This window comes from Alitibacter langaaensis DSM 22999 (assembly GCF_003096995.1).
GTDB classification, from domain to species: domain Bacteria; phylum Pseudomonadota; class Gammaproteobacteria; order Enterobacterales; family Pasteurellaceae; genus Exercitatus; species Exercitatus langaaensis.
On record NZ_QENU01000003.1, the window covers coordinates 138,222 to 159,098 of the forward strand.

General features: G+C 38.2%; 17 protein-coding genes and 1 pseudogene. 11 read left to right on the forward strand and 7 right to left on the reverse strand.

Features of this window, described 5'->3' with window-relative positions:
- Window positions 1–164 precede the first annotated feature (164 nt).
- Window positions 165–536, reverse strand: coding sequence for an MliC family protein (locus C8D76_RS03650; protein ID WP_116631449.1), 372 nt, complete (start codon window positions 534–536; stop codon window positions 165–167).
- Window positions 537–689: 153 nt separating this feature from the next.
- On the opposite strand from C8D76_RS03650, the pseudogene C8D76_RS10005 reads away from it, so the two are divergent.
- From C8D76_RS10005 to C8D76_RS03680, 6 genes and pseudogenes are all read left to right on the forward strand, one after another.
- Window positions 690–1,046: pseudogene (locus C8D76_RS10005) on the forward strand (DUF2513 domain-containing protein).
- A gap of 96 nt (window positions 1,047–1,142) precedes the next feature.
- A complete protein-coding gene (locus tag C8D76_RS03660; RefSeq protein ID WP_116631450.1) occupies window positions 1,143–1,928 on the forward strand; it encodes a hypothetical protein in 786 nt (261 codons plus the stop codon).
- Window positions 1,929–2,229: 301 nt separating this feature from the next.
- Window positions 2,230–2,835, forward strand: coding sequence for an antA/AntB antirepressor family protein (locus C8D76_RS10010; RefSeq protein WP_243405801.1), 606 nt, complete (start codon window positions 2,230–2,232; stop codon window positions 2,833–2,835).
- A gap of 147 nt (window positions 2,836–2,982) precedes the next feature.
- Window positions 2,983–4,059 carry a calcium:cation antiporter gene (locus C8D76_RS03670; protein ID WP_116631451.1) on the forward strand — a complete coding sequence of 359 codons (1,077 nt, stop codon included), beginning with the start codon at window positions 2,983–2,985 and terminating at the stop codon, window positions 4,057–4,059.
- Window positions 4,060–4,318: 259 nt separating this feature from the next.
- Window positions 4,319–4,378, forward strand: coding sequence for a hypothetical protein (locus C8D76_RS10015; RefSeq protein WP_243405810.1), 60 nt, complete (start codon window positions 4,319–4,321; stop codon window positions 4,376–4,378).
- Window positions 4,379–4,615: 237 nt separating this feature from the next.
- Complete coding sequence (locus C8D76_RS03680; RefSeq protein ID WP_116631452.1) at window positions 4,616–4,894, forward strand: HigA family addiction module antitoxin; 279 nt, start codon at window positions 4,616–4,618, stop codon at window positions 4,892–4,894.
- Between the two features lie 270 nt (window positions 4,895–5,164).
- Here C8D76_RS03680 and C8D76_RS03685 read toward each other — a convergent pair whose 3' ends face one another.
- The 5 genes from C8D76_RS03685 to C8D76_RS03705 form a co-directional block, all read right to left on the reverse strand.
- Complete coding sequence (locus C8D76_RS03685; protein WP_116631453.1) at window positions 5,165–8,212, reverse strand: chondroitinase family polysaccharide lyase; 3,048 nt, start codon at window positions 8,210–8,212, stop codon at window positions 5,165–5,167.
- An 11-nt stretch (window positions 8,213–8,223) separates the two neighbouring features.
- Window positions 8,224–10,341, reverse strand: a complete 2,118-nt coding sequence (locus C8D76_RS03690) for an autotransporter outer membrane beta-barrel domain-containing protein (RefSeq protein WP_116631454.1) — start codon at window positions 10,339–10,341, stop codon at window positions 8,224–8,226.
- Window positions 10,342–10,382: 41 nt separating this feature from the next.
- On the reverse strand, window positions 10,383–11,414 hold the full coding sequence (locus C8D76_RS03695; protein WP_116631455.1) for an OmpG family monomeric porin: 1,032 nt from the start codon (window positions 11,412–11,414) through the stop codon (window positions 10,383–10,385).
- 426 nt (window positions 11,415–11,840) lie between these two features.
- The gene (gene rlmM, locus C8D76_RS03700; protein WP_116631456.1) at window positions 11,841–12,944 is read right to left on the reverse strand and encodes a 23S rRNA (cytidine(2498)-2'-O)-methyltransferase RlmM; all 1,104 of its coding nucleotides are present in this window, start codon (window positions 12,942–12,944) and stop codon (window positions 11,841–11,843) included.
- Window positions 12,937–13,821 carry a transcriptional regulator GcvA gene (locus C8D76_RS03705; RefSeq protein WP_116631457.1) on the reverse strand — a complete coding sequence of 295 codons (885 nt, stop codon included), beginning with the start codon at window positions 13,819–13,821 and terminating at the stop codon, window positions 12,937–12,939. The genes rlmM and C8D76_RS03705 overlap by 8 nt, the downstream gene beginning before the upstream one ends.
- Window positions 13,822–14,202: 381 nt before the next feature.
- Between C8D76_RS03705 and C8D76_RS03710 the strand changes: the two genes are divergently transcribed.
- The 3 genes from C8D76_RS03710 to C8D76_RS03720 all read left to right on the forward strand — a co-directional run bounded on the left by C8D76_RS03710 (window position 14,203) and on the right by C8D76_RS03720 (window position 17,046).
- A complete protein-coding gene (locus C8D76_RS03710) occupies window positions 14,203–15,294 on the forward strand; it encodes a branched-chain amino acid aminotransferase (RefSeq protein ID WP_116631458.1) in 1,092 nt (363 codons plus the stop codon).
- A gap of 134 nt (window positions 15,295–15,428) precedes the next feature.
- Complete coding sequence (gene pgsA / locus C8D76_RS03715) at window positions 15,429–15,983, forward strand: CDP-diacylglycerol--glycerol-3-phosphate 3-phosphatidyltransferase (RefSeq protein ID WP_116631459.1); 555 nt, start codon at window positions 15,429–15,431, stop codon at window positions 15,981–15,983.
- Window positions 15,984–16,101: 118 nt separating this feature from the next.
- Window positions 16,102–17,046, forward strand: a complete 945-nt coding sequence (locus C8D76_RS03720) for a bile acid:sodium symporter family protein (protein WP_116631460.1) — start codon at window positions 16,102–16,104, stop codon at window positions 17,044–17,046.
- 66 nt (window positions 17,047–17,112) lie between these two features.
- Here C8D76_RS03720 and wecA read toward each other — a convergent pair whose 3' ends face one another.
- The gene (wecA, locus tag C8D76_RS03725; protein ID WP_423802742.1) at window positions 17,113–18,189 is read right to left on the reverse strand and encodes a UDP-N-acetylglucosamine--undecaprenyl-phosphate N-acetylglucosaminephosphotransferase; all 1,077 of its coding nucleotides are present in this window, start codon (window positions 18,187–18,189) and stop codon (window positions 17,113–17,115) included.
- Between the two features lie 122 nt (window positions 18,190–18,311).
- Here wecA and hemL point away from each other — a divergent pair, with 122 nt between their 5' ends.
- Window positions 18,312–19,598 (forward strand): glutamate-1-semialdehyde 2,1-aminomutase, encoded by a 1,287-nt coding sequence (hemL, locus tag C8D76_RS03730; protein WP_116631461.1) that lies wholly within the window; start codon window positions 18,312–18,314, stop codon window positions 19,596–19,598.
- 31 nt (window positions 19,599–19,629) lie between these two features.
- Window positions 19,630–20,760 (forward strand): class Ia ribonucleoside-diphosphate reductase subunit beta, encoded by a 1,131-nt coding sequence (gene nrdB, locus C8D76_RS03735; protein WP_116631462.1) that lies wholly within the window; start codon window positions 19,630–19,632, stop codon window positions 20,758–20,760.
- Window positions 20,761–20,877: the final 117 nt, after the last annotated feature.

The following is a 20,877-nucleotide window of genomic DNA, read 5'->3' on the forward strand; positions in this document are numbered from 1 at the left end:
ATAACTAACTTTTATTAAACTGCTGTCTAGCTGGAAAGCATTAGAACACGGTTATCACATTAACACAAGCTTTATTTCATCTTTTTTGTGAAAAAAGCACAAAAAACTTAAATTGGCAATTTTAAGCCCTCTATTGAGGGCTTAAATTTAATCGTTTAGCTTGACTAATCGTCTAATTTACAATCTAAGACAACTTTATAGTCTTTTTCATATAAAGTTGCATCTTTACCTTTTGTTTGTAGTTTGTATGAGTAGTCTGGGTTAATTGCTTTATAACCAATACCTGAAGCTGTTGCCATTTCAACCATTGGAATTAATTCATTCATTTGAGTAATTACAGCATACTGTGTATGAGTTGTCTTATCATCAAAATAGACAACCTCAAGTTTATCAGTTCCACCGCAACTATACACAGCATGGGATATAGGTAATTCTTTTTTGGTTGTTTTTGTATCAGATGCATAAGCCATTGAGCCGATTGTTAAACCAACAAGACCACAAACAACAGCTACATTAAATTTTTTAAGAAGTTGCATATTATTCTCCTATACTATTTTTTGGATATGCTTTGGTTAGACTAAAATAAACTAAAGTTAGTTCTTAAAAAGTATAAAAATAATATGTAATTGACAAAGCGCTTTCCTTCGGATTAAGTTTAATCCGTCACAACCACCAAAAAGGACCACAAAATGAAACGCAACTGGGACTTAATCCGCAAAATTTTGCTCAAACTTGAAGAAAAGGCAGATAGTACAAGTTGGTTAATGAGTACAGATATTCAAGGTTACGACTAGCAAACTGTCGCTTATCACTATAAATTACTTAAAAATGCCGGAATTATTGAAGCACTTGATATTTCCACAATGGAAGAAGAAAATTTTGCTGCGCTCTCGCTCACTTGGCAAGGACACGAGTTCTTAGACAAAATCCGCAATGACAGCGTATGGAATAAAGTCAAAAACACCGTTCAAAGCAAAAGCCTTGATTTGAGTTTTGACGTCATTAAGCAAGTGGCAACGGCGACAATCAGCGCAATGTTGCCGTAGATATATTGACAAACCGCCAGACTTCGGATTAATATAACCGCACTTTTAAGCCGTTTTTTAACGGCTTTTTTTGTATCTGAATTTCAAGGAAACCCAATGAGAACAACAAAAGCGGAATTGCTCGAACTTAAACAAGAATTTGAAACTGAATTAGAAAATCTAAAAGCGGCAAATCAACGCTATGCAAATTCACAACAACATTCTGCTGAGATTAAGCAATGGCATAAAACAACCGATGAACTCACTGATGAAATCATTGAGTGGCATAAAGTAGGCAAAGAACAGTCTCGCTCCATTGAACTCTTATCGAAACAATCCGAAATAGACAAGCCTAAAATAGAAAATTATAAAAAGGAAATCGAAGAAATGATCACCCTATTCAAAAAACAAAAAGAAGACATCCAAGAAATTATTGATGATGCTAACCGTGCCAGTATGGCTGGGGCATTCAAGAAACAAGCTGATGATATAAATGGAAAAATGCGATGGACTGACGGCTTTCTTATTGTCGCTTTGCTTGGCGTTGTCGGTATATCCTACTGGGGGTTTGTAAGCAGTTTTAATCCTGAAAGTACCCTAATTTGGTCGCAATTCTTAGCAAAAGCTTCCATAGGATTACCGCTATTAATTGTCGCTTGGATAAAAGCTCGTGAACGTGCTTATCTATTCCGCTTGCGTGAAGATTATGCTTACAAATATTCATCAGCAATGGCATTTGAAGGTTATAAAAAACAAATCCAAGAACAAGATCCTGAAATGCAAAAACAACTACTACAAATTGCCCTTGATAATCTTGGCGACAAGCCAACAAAAGTATTTGAAAAAGAAATCAATGTCACACCGATTGAAACGGCAATTGATAAAGTGGCACAAAATAATTGACATTCTAACCGCTCTTTCAGTAAGATAATCCCACTTTCAAACGAAAGTCGGGATTGGCGTCCTGAATTACTTACGAGCGGTGGAAAATGATAGTCGCTCAAAGCGGCTTTTTTTGTAGCCGAAATCAGCAAATCTACCTTTTGGCTAAAAAAGACCAAAAGTCCAATGGTGGGCTGGTTAAGGGATCGAAAGATCGCCGTTTTCTCGTAAGTACGGTACGCCAACCTTGATCAGTTCACCACCAACAAATTGGCGTTTGTTCGTGGTGAGTTTCAAAAACTTAACTTACGAGAAAAACACAATGAAAAATTCAACCCTTATCACAGTTTTCAATGGCACAATCGCAAATCAAACTGTTCAACTTGCCAACGCACGTTCACTTCACGAATTTCTCGAAGTAAAAAGTCAATTCGGGCATTGGATTTCAGATCGCATTTCAGATTACGGTTTCGTTCAAGACGAAGATTACATCATCGTAACTGAACGCACCAATGGACGACCACGCAAGGAATACCACATCACACTTGATATGGGAAAAGAGCTCGCAATGGTTGAGCGTAACGAAAAAGGGCGGATGGTTCGCAAATACTTCATTGAGTGCGAAAGAAAAGCATTACAACAACCGCAACAACTTGCCTTGCCCGAACCAAAACCCGATGTAGTTATTCCTTACGACCAAGCCTACTGGATTGCTAAATATCTCATCAGAGCAAAAGCCTTTGGCAAAGAAGTTGAAATCTACCAACGACAATTATTTGAGTGCATTGGTATTCCTCGATATGTCGGAAAAAATGACTTAGCAGGGAAAGGCTACGACTTAGCTAACGAGTTCAATCATAAAATCGACCCATTCATTGAACAAATCTTTCCTCAAACATTGGATGTTAAAAGGATAAGTAACTTCTAATTTGTAAAAAATTAGTCCTTTAGGTTTCTGTTCCTAGGTTAAGGAAAGTTTTTACTTTTACATATACAAAATTTTGCTCTTATTTTTGTTATGATAAAAGGAATCTTAATCGGTAAACAATATTGTTAAAAATAAGGAGTTTTATTTATGTCAGCTCAAAATGCTCATTCGCCATTATGGTCTCTGGTTTTACCTCTATGTGCATGGGCTATCTATTTTATAGGAATCAATGGCAATATATGGTTGCAGATTAGCGGAGGAGTATTATTAATTGCTAGTGTATTATCAGCAGTTCATCATGCGGAAGTGGTTGCACATAAAGTTGGAGAACCATTTGGTACCATTATTTTAGCTTTAGCGATCACTGTTATTGAAGTTGCTTTAATTGTGTCATTGATAATTACTGGCGGAGATAATGCTGCTTATTTAGCCCGAGATACAGTATTTGCAGCAATAATGCTGATTTTAAATGGTATTTTAGGGGGCTGTTTGATGATTGGAGGACTGAAACACCATGAGCAATTTTTCAGTAAAAAGTCGGCAAGCACTGCTTTAGTGACACTGGTTTCTATTTTAGTATTAACATTAGTATTACCGAACTTCACGACTTCAACTGTAGGGCCGACTTATAATTCGTCTCAGCTTATTTTTGTAGCGGTTGCATCTTTAGTGCTTTATAGTTCTTTCATTATGGTACAGACGGTTCGCCATCGTGATTATTTCTTAGCGGATGACGATAACCCATCACACCACGCAGCCCCGCCTTCAACTAAGGTAGCTTTAGTGAGTTTATGTTTCTTGTTGATCTGCTTAGGAATTGTGGTTCTTCTCGCAAAGGCTTTATCGCCAGTGATTGAAAGTATGGTTGTTGGAATAGGAGCGCCATTAGCATTAGTCGGAGTAATCATTGCTGCTGTTGTATTATTACCAGAAGGTTTAGCAGCATTAACAGCAGCCCATCGTAACCGTTTACAAACGAGTATTAATCTTGCTCTTGGCTCTGCATTAGCAAGTATTGGATTAACTATTCCTAGTGTAGCTATTGTTTGCTTACTTTATGATATCAATATGGTACTAGGTTTAGATTGGAAATCTATGGTATTACTTTGCTTATCTGCTTTTGTTGCAATGCTTTCTCTTAATCATGGGAGAACGAATATACTATATGGTATAGTTCTATTAGTAAATCTTGCTGCTTATGTCTTTACAGTAATTGTACCATAAGAAGAAGTTAGACTTACGTGATAGCACAACGCTAATTTACAATATTTTTAATAGACTAGACCGCTTGTAACCCAAGCGGTTTTTTATCAACCTATTTACTATACGCCTAACCTAAAAAGTTAGGCTTTTTTATTGGAGGAAATATGGAACAACCTGTATTATTAAGTAAAGCAAAAGTAGTAGAAATAACCAGCTTGAGCCAAACAACTATTTGGCGTATGATGAAAAGGGTGCATTCCCGAAAAGCGTTAGGGCTTCTATGGGGCGTGTAGCTTGGCGTAAATCAGATATTGATACATGGATGGCAGAAAGAACTTAATGTACTTTTGTCTGATGACGGTAAAAATGACGGTAACAGTAAAACTGTCAACACTCTGCACTCTTTAAAATCAATAACTTACATCCCCATTCAACGATTGAGTGGAATAAAAACCCTGCATTTCATTGCTATTCAATTCATTTCAAAAGTAGCCAAAAGCCCTGTGATATAGCAGGGCTTTTTGTTTCATTGTCTTTCAAAGATCTTTTGTATTTATTGATTTTCTAGTAGGAAAAAATTTTACAAACTGAATTTCTTGAGCCGTTAAATCTCAAAATTGGCGATTTAGCAACTATTCTTGATGTTCATCTCAATACAGCAAGTAGTCTTATGAATAATAGTTCACCTCTTACACTTGAAATGGCAGTTAAACTCTCAAGAGCATTTAGTACAACTCCAGAGTTTTGGTTGAATCTACAAAATCGTATAGATTTATGGGAACTCAACCACAATGTTCGTTTTCAACAAAGCCTTGCTAAGATCAAAATTGCAAACAGCCCTACTGTTACACTTTAATTCCCTTACGATTGACATTTATTGGTCGAGTGTAGGATTTGATACCATAATCTTTTCAACATATAGTTATCTTTAGTCAAGACAACAGCGCAGTTATTTAATTAAAAAACTTTCAAAAAAATGACCGCACTTTGATATATTTTCTTATATCATCAATCTCTTATCTATTATTAATAGAGTCATACATTATTCTAATGTTGATTAAAATAAAACAGATAAGAAATCCCTTTATAAAAAAATGTTCCTAGCACTTGCTAGGAACATTTTAGTTTATTTCGTTAATTGGACTTCTTGTGGAATACCGAAATAGCTTGAGAAAGTCAAACGTGTCGTATTTCCAGAGGAAGAGACTTTCACATTCTCATTCGGTTTTGTTACTTTCCAGTTGCCTTTAATATTAACGGTAACATTAATCGGTTTCGGTTTTTTGCCATCATCGATGTTTAAATTAGGTGTTACACCGCTAATGTTAATTTCGTTACCATTATTTTTCACCATAACAATGGATGGTTTGTCTGATGAAATAACAATATCATCAGTTATTGAACCGCTTTGATAAAAAGCGTAACCAGAAACATTGGTTAAATGGTCTTTAATAATGTGCGTAGTTCCCTCTTGCTTAAATGCGTATGGCATTTTTCCTGCTTTTACATCTGCCGCAAGGGATTGCATTTTAGCTGGTGTGGCATCAAGAAAAACCATATATTCATAATATGCATTGCTAGGTTGTACACTATGATCTATCCACGCACTGCTGAATACACCATTGGTTTTCTTCCTTGTTTCGCCCATTGCCGATTCTTGATTTTGTTTAGTAATGTAACCAGATTCTACATTAGTAATCAGGTAACCATTACCGTCACCATCAATAATCCAATCGCCTGTTTTGAACTGTTGTTTATTGCCTTTTGTGATCTTACTTCCATTGAAGATCGCATCACTGGATGATTTATCTGATAGTTGGAAAAGTGCTGTTTCAACATTTTTATTGCTATCACTTGAATTGATATTTGTACCCACAAAAATCAAGTGGTCATCCCCAGTTAAGGCAGATTTTTTCGCTCTAAAACTATCGTCAAAATTGTTTAATCCTGAACGATTAGGTTTACCTAAGTCAAACATCATCATACCGTATTGTTGGCTGAGAGCTGATGTTCCGCTGTATGGCGTTGTTCCTCTGAGCATCAATGTATGAGTCATCGGGCTATCAAGTTTAGGCAATGGTAAGTGGATAGATGTTACACCAGGTAATCTATTCCAATCCCAACCTTCCTCGTTAAAACCTTGTTGGTCAGGGGCTTTATGGGAAAGAATTTGTGCTGAACCATTACTTTGATAACGACCGTAGCGGTTATGTGCATAATAAATCTCTGAAGACCAGACATTACTATTAAATGCTTTTAGTGTTACCATTTTATCGCCAAAACGATGGATACCAAATGCACCACCATTATAGCTCCAGAAACCCTGTGGTAATTTTGCAGGGACAATTTCTTTGCCAAAAATGACCGCACTTTCTTTCGCTGATTTATTCGCTAATGTGAGATAAATCGCAGCAAGTTCTTCATCAACACCATTCGGTGCCGCAAGTGCCAACCATTTATATGAATTTTTAATCGATTCAATAGATGATGTTTTAAATGGATGACGACCAGACAACCCTATACCTGTATTAGGATTTGTATATACCCAAGCTGCAAATAGTACCCTCTTCAACGATTCAAATGCTTTTTTATCAAACTCAAAGGCAGTTCCTTTAAATAATAAAGCTAACTGAGTCGCATTCGGTAAAGCAGGGAAACCATAACCTGGATAATGTCCGTTATGTCGCCATGTTGTGCCATCAGGGCGGAAACCATCGTTATCGCCTGGTGGTGTCTGCGCAATCGCCCCACTAATATATTGAGCGTATGAATTAACAAGTTTGACTAATTGTTGCGGATCGTTTTCCAACAATAATAATGCCAAGTGTTGACGTGAGAGTGTATTAAAATAGTCTAAGTTAGAACTATCCGCCTTAACGAGCATATTAAAGCTTTCTCTAAATTCACGAGAATACCACAACAATGCATCATAAATTGGCTTTTTCAATCCTGCTTTATCTAAAACATCTTCCATTAGGAAAGCAGACAAATACCACCAACGAGAACTATATCCCCAGTGGTGGGTGGTAATTAAACCACTCCCTTTTTCAAATCCTTGATCCATCAGATGTTCTGTCATTAATAAATACATATTGGCGAGTTTCTGACGCACCGCAGGATTTGTTGATCTCACATAAGCTTTACTAATGTTATACATTAATTCGGCATAAGGGGAGAGATCCACATATTGATCAAATAATGCTTTATCCTTAGCTGATAAAAATTTCACTTGGTATCTGTCTTTCTGTTTACCCGTCAAAATATGACGACCAGTAATGACACCATCAGCACTTTTTTTAATATTTAATGCATTAAATTCTTTTTCCAATACAGAAATATCTCCGACTTCTTTCATTTTATCTTCCGAGATACCTAATAATGCATCGGTAAAGCGTTGTTTAATTAATTTGACATCTTGTTGTAATTGCTGCGGAGAGGCTTTAGGCAATTTCTTCGCAATATGGTATTTAATCTCTGGTTCAACAATACGAGTTTGTACATGGTCATCTGCCCATTGATAACGCGCATCATCAACCGAAAGCATAATATGATCGATAAAGAAACGTCCTTGTTTCACCGATCTTGGTGCCATAAAGCGGATACTATCAATATTGCTACCTATCGTTCCTCGAATACTCGGAACTGCACCATCTTCATCTGAAATACCAATACCGACTTTCTCACGCGGTTCAATATCATTGCTTAATGAAACACCAATAGCACGCCAACCTTTAAAGTTAAGTTTTACCTTAAATCCTGCATCACCATTGTTATATCCAGTCACCCCTTGCCCTACATCAACAACAAGATAATCATCAATAGGTGTTTCATTGTAGATGAAAAAAGAAAGTAGTGCGGTAGCCCGTCTTCCCCAAGTTTCAGAGGCCTCTTTATCTGTCGGAATATAATATTGCTTATTAAATACAATACTGCTACCCGCCGTCCAATCCCACTCTAAAGACGTTTTTCCAGAGATCGAACGTAAATCAGAAAGTGAAACTTTACTGCCCGCATAAGATTTAATATTTTGCAACGCATCACTGCTAGTGAATGGCTCAATCTTAGCTTGCATAATATTATTAACATCTTTTTTAGGCTCTGCAGAAAATGCTACTTGAGGCATCAGCGCTGCAGCAGAAATTGCTGCAGCAATGAGTTTTAATTTAAATGACATAGCCACTCCTATTAGAATCTGTTACTTAAAGTTAAGCCAAATGCGGATTCTTTATATTCACCATAACGGTTATAACCAGCTGAACCTGTAATATTAAATGTTGGAGAAAGATCTAAGCTCGCATTTAATTTCACTGATAATTGATCACCGAACAGCGCATTACCATACATAAAGTAATCGCCTTTTACGTTACCTGTTTCACTAACTGACGAAGCCAAGGAAACTTTTTGGCGAAGTTTGTCATGTGAACCAATAAAGCGATAGTATTCAACGTTTAAACTCGGCACAAATGATCCTTTTGAAGTTTCAAAGGCTTTCCATAATGAGATACCACCACCAACATGACGAGCTGAATATTTTTGTGATTCATAAGCTAATGCCAAAGGAGAACCAGTTTCATGCCATCCTTGGTTAGTCATCCACTGATATTTCAAGCTTGCATATGGTTTAATATAGAGATCACGATAAAGCTGAGTTTCGATTCCACCAAGAACTTGATAACCAAATTGGAAGCTACTGTATGAACCTGATGCTGTGGTATTACCAATATCACGGCGACTTTGAGTACGCAAAATACCAAAGTTTGAATTTACTTCAGCAAAGTAGAGATCATTACGCCATTCATAGTAAGGCATAAAGATAAACTGTGTTGTTTTTTTGCTGCTAGAAACCTCATTTTTCGCATGATTACGATTTAGCCCTAAAGAAAAGCCAAGTAAGGCTTGGTCATTAATTTGTTGATCGAAACCAACTTGAAGACCATAACGATTAAGTTTATAACCATAAACATCTTTATTTTTACCTGTACTATAGTCTGTTGTTGCCCATACATTCCAACCATGTTCACGTTCTTCCTCTGGCAATTGGTGACTATAACGTAAAGTACGGTTACCAATATGCGAACGCATTTTTTCTACATAGTTAAATGCAGCCTCAATATCTCCGCCACTGAGATCGGGTAAAATATCTCTAGTTAAACGCTGAGCCTCTTCTATTGTTGAGCCATAATTGTCTAATACAAATTCTTTTACATCTGATGAACCTTTTATGAATTGGGATACCATACTACTACCAAGCAAGCCTGATGTAACTCTTTCAAATGCTGAAGAATTTATATCTTTAGTTTGTTTTGTAGCTTTATAATCCCCAGTATTTACTCCTGTTTGTTCCATCTCGGTCGCGATCGCAACCCATTCTGTTGTATTTGGATCTGAAGCTGAAGAATCTAATACATTAATATTAGTTGGTAATACAATTGTTCCTGATGTTGCTTCAAATAAATTATATGTTTGATTAATAACTGGAGTATCAGCAGATATAACATCAAGACCACTAGGTATATTAATCTGTTTCGCTTTTAGCAAAGGTTGTGAAAGTGTTACATTTTGAAATTTTATATTCCCATTATTTGTAACAACTGCAGTATCCCAATCTGTATTACCATTGATAATAAGGTCACCATAGTTATCAATTTTTCCTACTCCAGTAATTTTTTTTGTTGTTAATTCAGTCGTATAATTATCGGATGGATTATATGGAGCACCAGGATTTCTAATACGTCCGAATTCAATGCTAATGTTATCGCTAGGTCCCAAAGTAAGAATATCTCCACTAATGTTCCCTGCTAATCTCATTGTAAGATTAGTATTATTTTGTGGATTAGTAATGTTGATTGCGGCTGTTTTACCCGAAACAGTACTGCCAGGAGCAGTAGATATAAATATATTTCTATTAGCCGTATTATCACCAATATATTTAATAGCATCTCCGTCTGTACTAATAATATTTACTGCAGGTGACGCTTTCCCTTCTGAATTATATGTTGTCCATCCAACAAATAAACCGGTATATAAAGCACTACCAATAGTTAATGCATCCCCAGAAGCATTAATGCTTTCTGCAATAGGTTGAGCTCCTGATAAAACCCTATCAGTATCAGATAATATATACCCTCGATCATCATTATCAATATTAGTACACAATACAACAGGAGTATTATTCATCAGTTCTGGTAATGTTTTATAACCATTAGTTTTACATGTATATGCAGCATAGGAAGTTTCTATCAATACTCCATATAATCCAGCAGTAACGGCAATATAAAGTGGTAAAAGTTTAGCTTTTTTCATACTCAGTCTTCCTTATATTATTCAATATATTTATCCAACAACTAGAATGTGACACGTAATCCTAATTTTAAGTATTTTTGTTTTGTTTCATCGCTACTCAGGTGAGATGTTTTTTTAACCCTTTCTATATAATATTCTCCAGTAAGAGAGACATTTTTATTTAATGGATAACTCATGCGCATCGCATAACGCGTTGTATCTTTATCTAAGTAAACAGGGGTTGCTGTATCGTTGTTGGATAATTTCCATTCTTTCGCATCACCGAAAATAGTTTTACGCAAATAAGGGGAAAACTGTAAACCGAAATCTGTGTTGTAAGTGAGATACAATCTAAATTGGAGATCTCTTTTGGTTACCGAAGAATTAATTAAATCGTCTTGCTCTTGCCTGTTACCCGTATCATTCAATGCTGCAGTAACATTAAATTTAGGTGAAAACGCATATCTGAACCCTTGCTCAACTTCCCAGGTTACACTTTCATCTCTATCCACAATTCTATAGTTTGCTGGTCTTGGGTTTGTTGTGCCAGGATAGAAATCACTGGTACTTCTTTTTGAAGTATAAGTAATACTCTCATTTGGATTAAATTGCAGTTTTATCCATCCAGTACTAGATAGACGCTCTGTAATAGGGTAGTTATGCATAATTTCAAATAAGTAGTATTCGCTACGCCCCGTTTTTCCATTTGGGAATAAACTAAGATCTTGACGATATCCAATTGCTGGTTGCACCCATCCTTTATCTAAGCGATAGCGATAAGCGATTTTGAAATCAAGTCGTTGATAGTCTTTGACATTAGCTGTTACTGTTTCAGTCGCCCCACTTGTGCCTGATTGATAAACTTCTGTTTCTTGCCCCTTGGTTCTATTTTGACGCCAACCTAATGAAAAATACCAATTTGAATTGTCTGGAGAAATTGTAGTATCAATACGCGGCCCCGCATAATCGCCAGCAGTACCATAATGAACATTTTCCCATGAAATGTTTGAATCAACTTTGGCTGCTTGCGCAGAAAAAATACAAGACATAAGCAAACCAATTGCAGTTAATTGGTATTTAACAGTTTTATTCATAAGTATTTTCCTCTAATTATGTTGTGAATACGTAAGAAAACGAAAATAGTGTAACCAACCTAAGGGATAATTGCGGACTGTATTGTTACGTTTCGTTGCCATAATGCTAATATCCCACAAAACAAAAATAAAGTGAAAAATAATGAAAGTGAGAAGTAGATCACAAAATTAGAGCAATATTATTAGCGTTCTTCATTTGATAAGGGAAAAATTGGCTAAAAATAGGGTAGGAATTAGGTGCAAATAGCCAAAAATTATGGGAAATACGATATAAATCTGTAGAAAATCCGCATTGACTTTCTACAGTTGAGAACAGTATTAGAAGAATATTGAGAGTAATATAAATGTCATTCAAGCTAAAACAGCAAATTTCTTCGCTGTTTTAAGCTGTATCAGGTTGCAGTAAAAAGTAACATCAAAGTTATACTATCCCTTATTAGCATCTTTCAACTGCACATGCACCGTAATTTCTTCTCGGTCGTGATAAAGATGTTTCGCTTGAATACGGAATTTTAGCTGATGATGGGCTAACGCATCGGCAAGGGTTTGCAAGCAGGTTTGCACTTCGTTATAGCGTTTTTTCATTGGTAACTTTAAGTTAAAAATCGTTTCTTTGCACCAGCCATTGACGAGCCATTTAGTTATCAAATGAATAATACGGCTTGGCTGTTCTACCATATCGCACACGAGCCAATCAATACGCTTGCGCTTTGGCGGTTGGAACTTAAACCCATCTTCGGGGCAATGTTCAATACGCCCAGTATCATGCAAACTCGCTGCCATTTTGCCGTGGTCAACGGCATACACAAATAAACCGCGGCGCACTAGTTGATATGTCCAGCCACCGGGGCAAGCGCCAAGATCAACGCCTATCATTTCCGCTGTAAAACGCTTGCTTTCTTCCTCTTTGGGAATAAAGGTTAGAATTGCATCATCTAATTTTAAGGTTGAACGGCTTGGCGCATCAGCTGGAAATTTCAAGCGAGGAATGCCCATATAATGGGCGGAATGGTTCGCATTATAGGAATAGCCAACATAACAGGCACTCGATTGTAGGAAAAAGCAATGTAAAGTGATGCCACTTTTTTTCACTTCTTTAAAGCGTAGCCAGCCTTGTTCTCTCAAAGCTTGACGCAAGGGCACGGTAAATTTTCGGCAAAATGTAGAAAGAGCTTTAGCTTCGTTGGTATCGGCGGTTTCAACCCAAATTTCAGTGCTTTGTTTAAGGTTAAAGTGCGGTTGAATTTCTTGAAATTTTGCAATAATTGGGCTGATGCGATCTTCTGCGGATAAATCAGTTAATAACTCAAAAACCACGATCATTTGGCGAGCAAAGATCAATTGATTAAACGGAATTTCGCGGGCTAGACGATCGGCTTCGCCTGCTTGATAACATTCAAAAATCACATAACCCGAATTTTCTTGCACACGAGCAAAACCGAAAACACCTTGTTCAGCCGCTTTATCTGTAATTTCTGCGGCCACTTCTTTTTCAAAACCAATACGGCAATATAACGCTAATTTATTCATTTTCTTCCATTGTTGCTAAAATCCATTCACGGAATGCGCAAATAGTTGGGTCATTATTATTTTTGATATCGTTTACCACAAAAAATGCTTTAGGGTCGTTTAATGTGGTCGGCAACACAATTTGCAAATTGCCATTTTCAATTTCTTGCTGCGCCAAAACACGGTTTGCAATCACGATGCCCTGTCCATGAATAGCGGCTTGCAAGCCCATAAAAGTATGGCTAAAAACAACGCCTTGCTGAATATTTAACTCCGTTAGGGATAAATGCTCTGCCATTGCTTTCCAGTTTTCGCGCGTATAAATATGAATTAAATTGTGAGTGAGCAAATCATTTTTGTGCAAAATCGGACTTGCTTGTAATAATTTAGGTGATGCTAACATTACAAGGCGCTGATTCGACAAGGCTTCGACATTCACATTTTTCCATTTTCCCTCGCCATAATAAACCGCGATGTCGGTGTCGCCCGTCAATAAATCTTCATCATGATCCGCAGCTTTAATGCGCACATCGATATTTGGATATTGTGCATTGAATGAGCTTAAATGTGGAACAAGCCAATAATTGGCAAAAGTTTGTGGCACGCATACGGTTAAGTGCGGTCGATTTTGGCGCATTAATTTTTGTGTTGCCTCTGAAATTTGGTACAGCAAGGGCGAAATCTCGGCGTAATATCGCTCGCCTTGTTCGGTGAGCTCTAATGCTCGATTTTTGCGTACAAAAAGTTCAACACCTAAAAAATCTTCTAATAATTTAACTTGGTGGCTAATCGCAGCCTGGGTCACATAAAGCTCTTCTGCCGCTTTAGTAAAGCTTAAATTCTGCGCTGCACGCTCGAATGCTTTGAGTGAATTCAAGGGGGGCAAACGTTTAAACATATTTCTTTCCAATGAATATTTTTTGTTGTATAATGCCAACGCTATCTATCAGATTAGTTTTTCTAATCTATCACATTAATATTTCTCGTTTGCTAGCGTTTAGCACTATTCCTATAATGTTCTCGTACTTATTTAATGATTGATCATGCCTTAGCAATGAAGTGTTTAATCTTTTAGTTAAGTATTATGTTGTGTTTGCATATTGTTTGGGAAACCAAACAGCGTTATTTATTTTCCTTAATAGATAACGATTTAACTTCCTGTATATTTTGACCTGATTTAGGTTTAGACACCGCGCTTTATGTGCGGTGTTTTTTTATGCCCGAATTCTAACATAATCCCCCACAAAAAACGCAAATAATTGTTTTCAACCTAAAAAGAATGGCGTATATTTGTCAAATATTTTATAAAAAATCAAATAAAGTTGTAAGGAATCACACCATGAAAGATCTTGATTGGAACAATCTCGGATTTAATTATATCAAAACAGATTTCCGTTTTATCGCCCATTGGAAAGACGGCAAATGGGATGAAGGCAAATTAACCACAGATTCAACTCTTCATATTCACGAAGGTTCGACCGCACTTCACTATGGGCAACAATGCTTTGAAGGTTTAAAAGCGTATCGTTGCAAAGATGGCTCAATTAACTTATTCCGCCCACAAGCCAATGCTGAACGTATGCAAAAAACGGCAGATCGCCTTTTAATGCCACAAGTGCCGACTGAATTATTTGTACGCGCCTGTAAAGAAGTCGTGAAAGCAAACCAAGATTGGGTTGGCCCTTATGGCTCTGGCGCAACCTTATATTTACGTCCATTTTTAATCGGTGTGGGCGAAAATATTGGTGTGAAAACTGCCCCTGAATTTATTTTCTCAGTATTTTGCTGCCCAGTTGGGGCTTATTTCAAAGGTGGTTTAGCCCCTTCTAATTTCATTACCACAGATTATGACCGTGCAGCGCCAATGGGAACTGGTGGCGTGAAAGTGGGTGGTAACTATGCGGCAAGTTTACTTCCTCATGAACTTGCGGCGGAACAAGGCACAGCAACACGCAAATTTGCTGATGCCATCTATTTAGATCCGAAAACCCACACTAAGATCGAAGAAGTGGGCGCAGCGAATTTCTTTGGTATCACCAAAGATAACAAATTTATCACCCCAATTTCTGATTCTATTTTGCCGAGCATTACCAAATATTCATTGCTCTATATCGCGAAAGAACGCTTTGGTATGGAAGCCATTGAAGGCGATGTTTATATTGATCAATTGGATCAATTCACTGAAGCGGGCGCTTGTGGCACAGCAGCTGTGATTACCCCAGTGGGTGGTATCCAACATAAAGGAAAATTCCACGTTTTCTATTCAGAAACAGAAGTTGGTCCTATCACTCGCAAACTTTATGATGAATTAACTGGCATTCAATTTGGGGATAAACCCGCGCCAGAAGGCTGGATTGTGAAAGTAGAATAATCCTATAAATTCATTAAAAGCACGTTTTGGCGTGCTTTTTTTATGCTTTCTAATAAAGTTAATAAAACGTCATTCTCAAGTCATTAAATATCGTTTAAAATAAGAACACTTCTAGTCAATATGGCGTTTCGTCTATGAAACTAAATTTTCCAACTTTTCTAACCTTATTTCGCGTGGTGTTAATTCCATTTTTCATCATCGCCTTTTATTTGCCTGTAACTTGGGCGCCTTTTGCCACCACGGCTGTATTTTTCGTGGCATCAATCACCGATTGGTTTGATGGTTATCTGGCTCGCAAATGGAAACAAACCACACGTTTTGGCGCATTTTTAGATCCCGTTGCCGATAAAGTGATTGTGGCAGCTGCTCTTGTGCTCATTGTTGAGTATTACCATACATTTTGGATTACTATTCCAGCTATCGTTATGATTGCGCGTGAAATTATTATTTCAGCGTTGCGCGAATGGATGGCAGAAGTTGGCAGCCGCACTGCCGTTGCCGTATCATGGATTGGCAAAGTAAAAACCACGGCACAAATGCTCGCGCTCGGTGGGCTGTTATGGCGTTATGCACCTTGGATGGAAATTACCAGTTTTATCCTTCTTTATATCGCAGCCATTCTCACCGTTTGGTCTATGTTGCAATATTTAAAAGCAGCAAAAGGTTCATTGCTAGAAGAAATCAATTAATTTCCCTTTCAAGTGCGGTCAGAAAATCTTAAATTTTTGACCGCACTTTTTATTGCTTATGAATTATGCTAAGGTACTGCTCCATTCTTAACTACTTCTCTTTATAACAAGGAAACTCATGCAAACACTGTTAAAAATCACTCAGTTTGCGAGTAAAACATTCGCCCTTTGGGTGTTATTGTTTGCCTATCTCGCTTTTCAATTTCCACTCATCTTTAAAGAAATTGCGCCTTATATCCCCTATTTACTTGGGCTGGTTATGTTCGGTATGGGAATCACGCTAACCTTTGACGATTTTGGCGAAGTATTTAAACATCCCAAATCGGTGTTAGTGGGTGTGATTGGGCAATTCGTGATTATGCCTGCGATTGCGTTCAGTTTAGCCAAGCTCTTCAATTTGCCTGCGGATTTGGCCATTGGCGTGATTCTGGTAGGCTCTTGCCCAGGTGGTACTTCGTCTAACGTGATGACTTATTTATCAAAAGGTAATACTGCGCTTTCTGTTGCCTGCACAACCATTTCCACATTACTCGCCCCTTTGCTTACGCCTGTCATTTTCTATGTGTTAGCAAGCCAATGGCTAGAAATTGACGCAGCGGGAATGTTCGTTTCCGTATTAAAAATGGTTTTATTCCCGATTTTCTTGGGCTTAATCGTACGAGCAATATTCAAAAAACAAATCAAAGATCTGAGCCAAACCATGCCTTTGGTTTCTGTAATTTCAATCGTGTTAATTTTGTCTGCCGTGGTTGCGGTGAGCAAAGATAAAATCATTGAATCTGGTTTATTGATTTTTGCTGTGGTGGTGTTGCATAACTGCTTGGGCTATTTAGTGGGGTTCTTCGCTGCAAAACTCATCGGCTTGAACATTGCAGACAGCAAAGCGGTTTCTATTGAAGTTGGAATGCAAAACTCAGGCTTAGGTGCCGCTCTTGCTAGCGCGCATTTTAACCCGATTGCTGCCGTGCCAAGTGCCGTATTTAGCTTTTGGCATAATGTTTCGGGGCCAATCTTAGCCAATATTTTCTCAAATATTAAAAACGAGAAAAATACTGAAAATTGACCGCACTTATCGCATAAATTAACCATAAAAAACGCTTAACCTTTTGGCTAAGCGTTTTTTGTTCCGTTAAGCAATCTTTTTCTTCCGCGAAGCGCGACGTTTCACTCGGCGAATAAAACGCGTAATGCGCCATGCTCGGGTGATCGAGTATAAATAGAAGAAAAATAATAGGATAAAGGCAATAAACATCAACCATTCGTTAATATAAAACACTTCGCCCAAAATACCGAAACCTGCGCATAAGGCAGCAAATGCGGTGATCACTAGAAATGCTTGTCGTGATGTTAGCCCTGCACGCACCATAAGATGATGCACATGCAAGCGATCTGGCTTAAATGGGCTTTTCCCTTTGCGCACACGGCGATAAATAACCGCGATCATATCGATGAGCGGAATTGCGATAATCCAAAGGGCGGTCACAGGATTCATTGGATGTCCACGCCCTTGGGTGCTTAACAATAAAATCCAAATCATCGTGAAGCCGATTAAAGTGCTACCACTATCGCCCATAAAAATTTTGAATTTTTTACCAAAGGGAATGCATAAATTAAACATCGAATAAGGAATCAACGCCACAATTAAAGCAAAACACCAAATGGCCAAATCCCATTGATTATCCAAAATCAATAAAATCCCCATTGCGGCAAACCCCACGCTAGATAAGCCGCCAAGCAAGCCATCAATCCCATCAATCATATTAAACGCATTAATCACGGCAATGGTTGCCAGCACAGTAATTACAAAACCGACTGCGCCGAGAGTCACTTGGAATGGTCCAATAATTTGCCCGAGATTATCTAAAGATAATTTACCGAAATAAATCATGGCAACAGAAAGAGCGGCTTGAATAACAGCACGCAACGCGGCACTCAGATCAAAGCGGTCATCTAATAAACCAATAACTAATAAAACGGTGATCGAAAAAAGATAAAGCCATGGCAAACGTGTTTGATCCCATTGTAATAAATAGAAACACAGGTTTCCCATAAACAGTGAAATACCGCCTAATAATGGAATGGCACCTTGGTGGCGTTTACGGTAATTGGGTTTATCCACTAAACCGATTTTTTCTGCCACGGGGCGCATAGCGATGATTGTGCCGAAAGACACAAGAAAAGTTAAAATAAAACTAAGCCACAACATTTTTATGCCTTATTGTTACTTTTGTGAAAACGCTCAAAAGCATATCACAAAGCGAAGTTTTAAGATATGGATTTTTAGAGTACAATACGCCCTGTTTTCAGTTTTAGAAATTAGGAAAAATTATGTCAAATTCGACCGCACTTTTTAACCGAGCTCAACAAGTTATCCCTGGTGGGGTGAACTCCCCAGTTCGCGCATTTAAAGGCGTGGGCGGCACGCCTGTGTTTATCCAAAAAGCAGCGGGGGCTTATATTACCGATACAGACGGTAAACAATATATTGACTATGTGGGCTCGTGGGGGCCAATGGTGTTAGGGCATAATCACCCTGCAATTATTGATGCCGTGTTGCAAGCGGTGCCTAATGGTTTAAGTTTTGGTGCGCCAACAGAAGGTGAAATCACCCTTGCCGAGTTGGTGTGCAAACTCATTCCATCAATCGAATTAGTGCGTATGGTCAGCTCTGGCACGGAAGCAACGATGTCGGCAATTCGCCTTGCTCGTGGCTATACTCAACGTGACAAGATCATTAAATTTGAGGGCTGTTATCACGGCCACTCCGACAGCTTATTAGTGAAAGCAGGATCAGGCGCATTAACGCTTGGCCAGCCTAGTGGCCCTGGTGTGCCTGCCGATTTTGCAAAACATACCTTAACTTGTACTTACAACGATTTAGATTCCGTGAAACGAGTCTTTGAACAATATCCCGATGAAATCGCCTGCTTAATTGTTGAACCTGTTGCTGGGAATATGAACTGCATTCCGCCAAAAGCAGGGTTCTTGCAAGGTTTACGCGATCTTTGCACCCAATATGGCACGGTATTCATTATTGACGAAGTGATGACAGGTTTCCGTGTGGCACTCGGCGGCGCACAATCTTACTACGGCGTGACCCCAGATTTAACCTGCTTAGGCAAAATCATTGGTGGCGGTATGCCTGTGGGGGCGTTCGGCGGTAAACGTGAAATTATGGAATACATTGCGCCAACAGGTCCTGTTTACCAAGCGGGCACATTATCTGGCAACCCTATTGCTATGGCGGCTGGCTTAGCTTGCCTAACTGAATTATCAAAAGCAGGAAACGAAGAAAAATTAGCCGCACAAACCAAAAAATTAGCTACGGGCTTGAAAGCTCTCGCAGATAAACATTCAGTCCCTCTTTGCGTGCAATATGTTGGCGGTATGTTTGGTTTATTCTTTACCGAACAGCAAGAAGTAAATAATTTCCAACAAGTGATGCAATGCGATGCGGCAAAATTCAATAAATTCTTCCATTTAATGCTTGAACAAGGCGTATATCTTGCTCCATCAGCATTTGAAGCAGGTTTTATGTCTCTCGCCCATTCTGATAAAGATATTGACCGCACTTTAGACGCTGCTGATAAGGCTTTTGCGGCATTGGCAAAATAACTGACTAATTTAATTTTATTAAGGATACTTTATGGCATACACTACCTTTTCCCAAGTTAAAAATGATCAGCTAAAAGAACCGATGTTCTTCGGGCAAAATGTTAACGTTGCACGTTATGATCAGCAAAAATACGAAACCTTTGAAAAATTAATTGAAAAACAACTGTCTTTCTTCTGGCGTCCAGAAGAAGTTGATGTTTCGCAAGATCGTATTGACTACGCGGCATTGCCTGAACACGAAAAACATATTTTTATCAGTAACTTAAAATATCAAACCTTGCTAGATTCCATTCAAGGGCGCAGCCCAAATGTGGCGTTGCTGCCTTTGGTTTCCATTCCTGAATTAGAAACATGGATTGAAACTTGGACATTTAGCGAGACTATCCACAGCCGTTCCTATACGCATATTATTCGTAATATCGTGAATGACCCATCAATCGTGTTTGATGATATTGTTACCAATGAAGAAATTATTAAACGCGCGAAAGATATTTCCGCTTATTACGATAATTTAATTCGTGATAGCCAATTATATAGCCTATACGGCGAAGGTACTTATACCGTTGACGGCAAAGAATGTTCTGTCAGTTTGCGTAATCTGAAAAAACAACTTTATCTCTGCTTAATGAGCGTCAATGCATTAGAAGCCATTCGTTTTTATGTTTCCTTTGCCTGCTCTTTCGCTTTTGCCGAACGCCAATTAATGGAAGGAAATGCTAAAATCATTAAATTTATCGCACGTGACGAAGCCTTACATTTAACCGGCACACAGCATATTTTAAATATTATGGCAGCAGGGCAAGACGATCCTGAAATGGCGGAAATTGCCGAAGAATGTAAGCAAGAAGCCTACGACTTATTCTTAGCGGCGGCAGAACAAGAAAAAGAATGGGCAAATTATCTATTTAAAGACGGCTCAATGATCGGCTTAAATAAAGATATTTTAGTGCAATATGTGGAATATATTACCAACATCCGTATGCAGGCTGTGGGGCTTCCATTACCCTTTGAAACCCGTTCAAACCCAATTCCTTGGATTAACGCTTGGCTTGTGTCTGACAACGTGCAAGTCGCGCCACAAGAAGTGGAAGTGAGCTCTTATCTCGTGGGTCAAATTGATTCCAAAGTGGACACCAACGATTTTGGTGATTTTGATCTCTAATTTCTAGCCCACATAAGTGCGGTCAAAAAAATGAAAATTTTTGACCGCACTTTTATACACTTTTCGATACTTTTCAAAGTATCACTTTCCAAGGCATCACTTTTCAATGCGTAACAT

What these genes read in the sequence shown, in the direction of transcription:
- C8D76_RS03650 (WP_116631449.1), bottom strand. Translation starts at nt 536, where the DNA reads ATGCAACTTCTTAAAAAATTTAATGTAGCTGTTGTTTGTGGTCTTGTT.
- C8D76_RS03660 (WP_116631450.1), top strand. Translation starts at nt 1,143, where the DNA reads ATGAGAACAACAAAAGCGGAATTGCTCGAACTTAAACAAGAATTTGAA.
- C8D76_RS10010 (WP_243405801.1), top strand. Translation starts at nt 2,230, where the DNA reads ATGAAAAATTCAACCCTTATCACAGTTTTCAATGGCACAATCGCAAAT.
- C8D76_RS03670 (WP_116631451.1), top strand. Translation starts at nt 2,983, where the DNA reads ATGTCAGCTCAAAATGCTCATTCGCCATTATGGTCTCTGGTTTTACCT.
- C8D76_RS03685 (WP_116631453.1), bottom strand. Translation starts at nt 8,212, where the DNA reads ATGTCATTTAAATTAAAACTCATTGCTGCAGCAATTTCTGCTGCAGCG.
- C8D76_RS03690 (WP_116631454.1), bottom strand. Translation starts at nt 10,341, where the DNA reads ATGAAAAAAGCTAAACTTTTACCACTTTATATTGCCGTTACTGCTGGA.
- C8D76_RS03695 (WP_116631455.1), bottom strand. Translation starts at nt 11,414, where the DNA reads ATGAATAAAACTGTTAAATACCAATTAACTGCAATTGGTTTGCTTATG.
- rlmM (WP_116631456.1), bottom strand. Translation starts at nt 12,944, where the DNA reads ATGAATAAATTAGCGTTATATTGCCGTATTGGTTTTGAAAAAGAAGTG.
- C8D76_RS03705 (WP_116631457.1), bottom strand. Translation starts at nt 13,821, where the DNA reads ATGTTTAAACGTTTGCCCCCCTTGAATTCACTCAAAGCATTCGAGCGT.
- C8D76_RS03710 (WP_116631458.1), top strand. Translation starts at nt 14,203, where the DNA reads ATGGCGTATATTTGTCAAATATTTTATAAAAAATCAAATAAAGTTGTA.
- pgsA (WP_116631459.1), top strand. Translation starts at nt 15,429, where the DNA reads ATGAAACTAAATTTTCCAACTTTTCTAACCTTATTTCGCGTGGTGTTA.
- C8D76_RS03720 (WP_116631460.1), top strand. Translation starts at nt 16,102, where the DNA reads ATGCAAACACTGTTAAAAATCACTCAGTTTGCGAGTAAAACATTCGCC.
- wecA (WP_423802742.1), bottom strand. Translation starts at nt 18,189, where the DNA reads ATGTTGTGGCTTAGTTTTATTTTAACTTTTCTTGTGTCTTTCGGCACA.
- hemL (WP_116631461.1), top strand. Translation starts at nt 18,312, where the DNA reads ATGTCAAATTCGACCGCACTTTTTAACCGAGCTCAACAAGTTATCCCT.
- nrdB (WP_116631462.1), top strand. Translation starts at nt 19,630, where the DNA reads ATGGCATACACTACCTTTTCCCAAGTTAAAAATGATCAGCTAAAAGAA.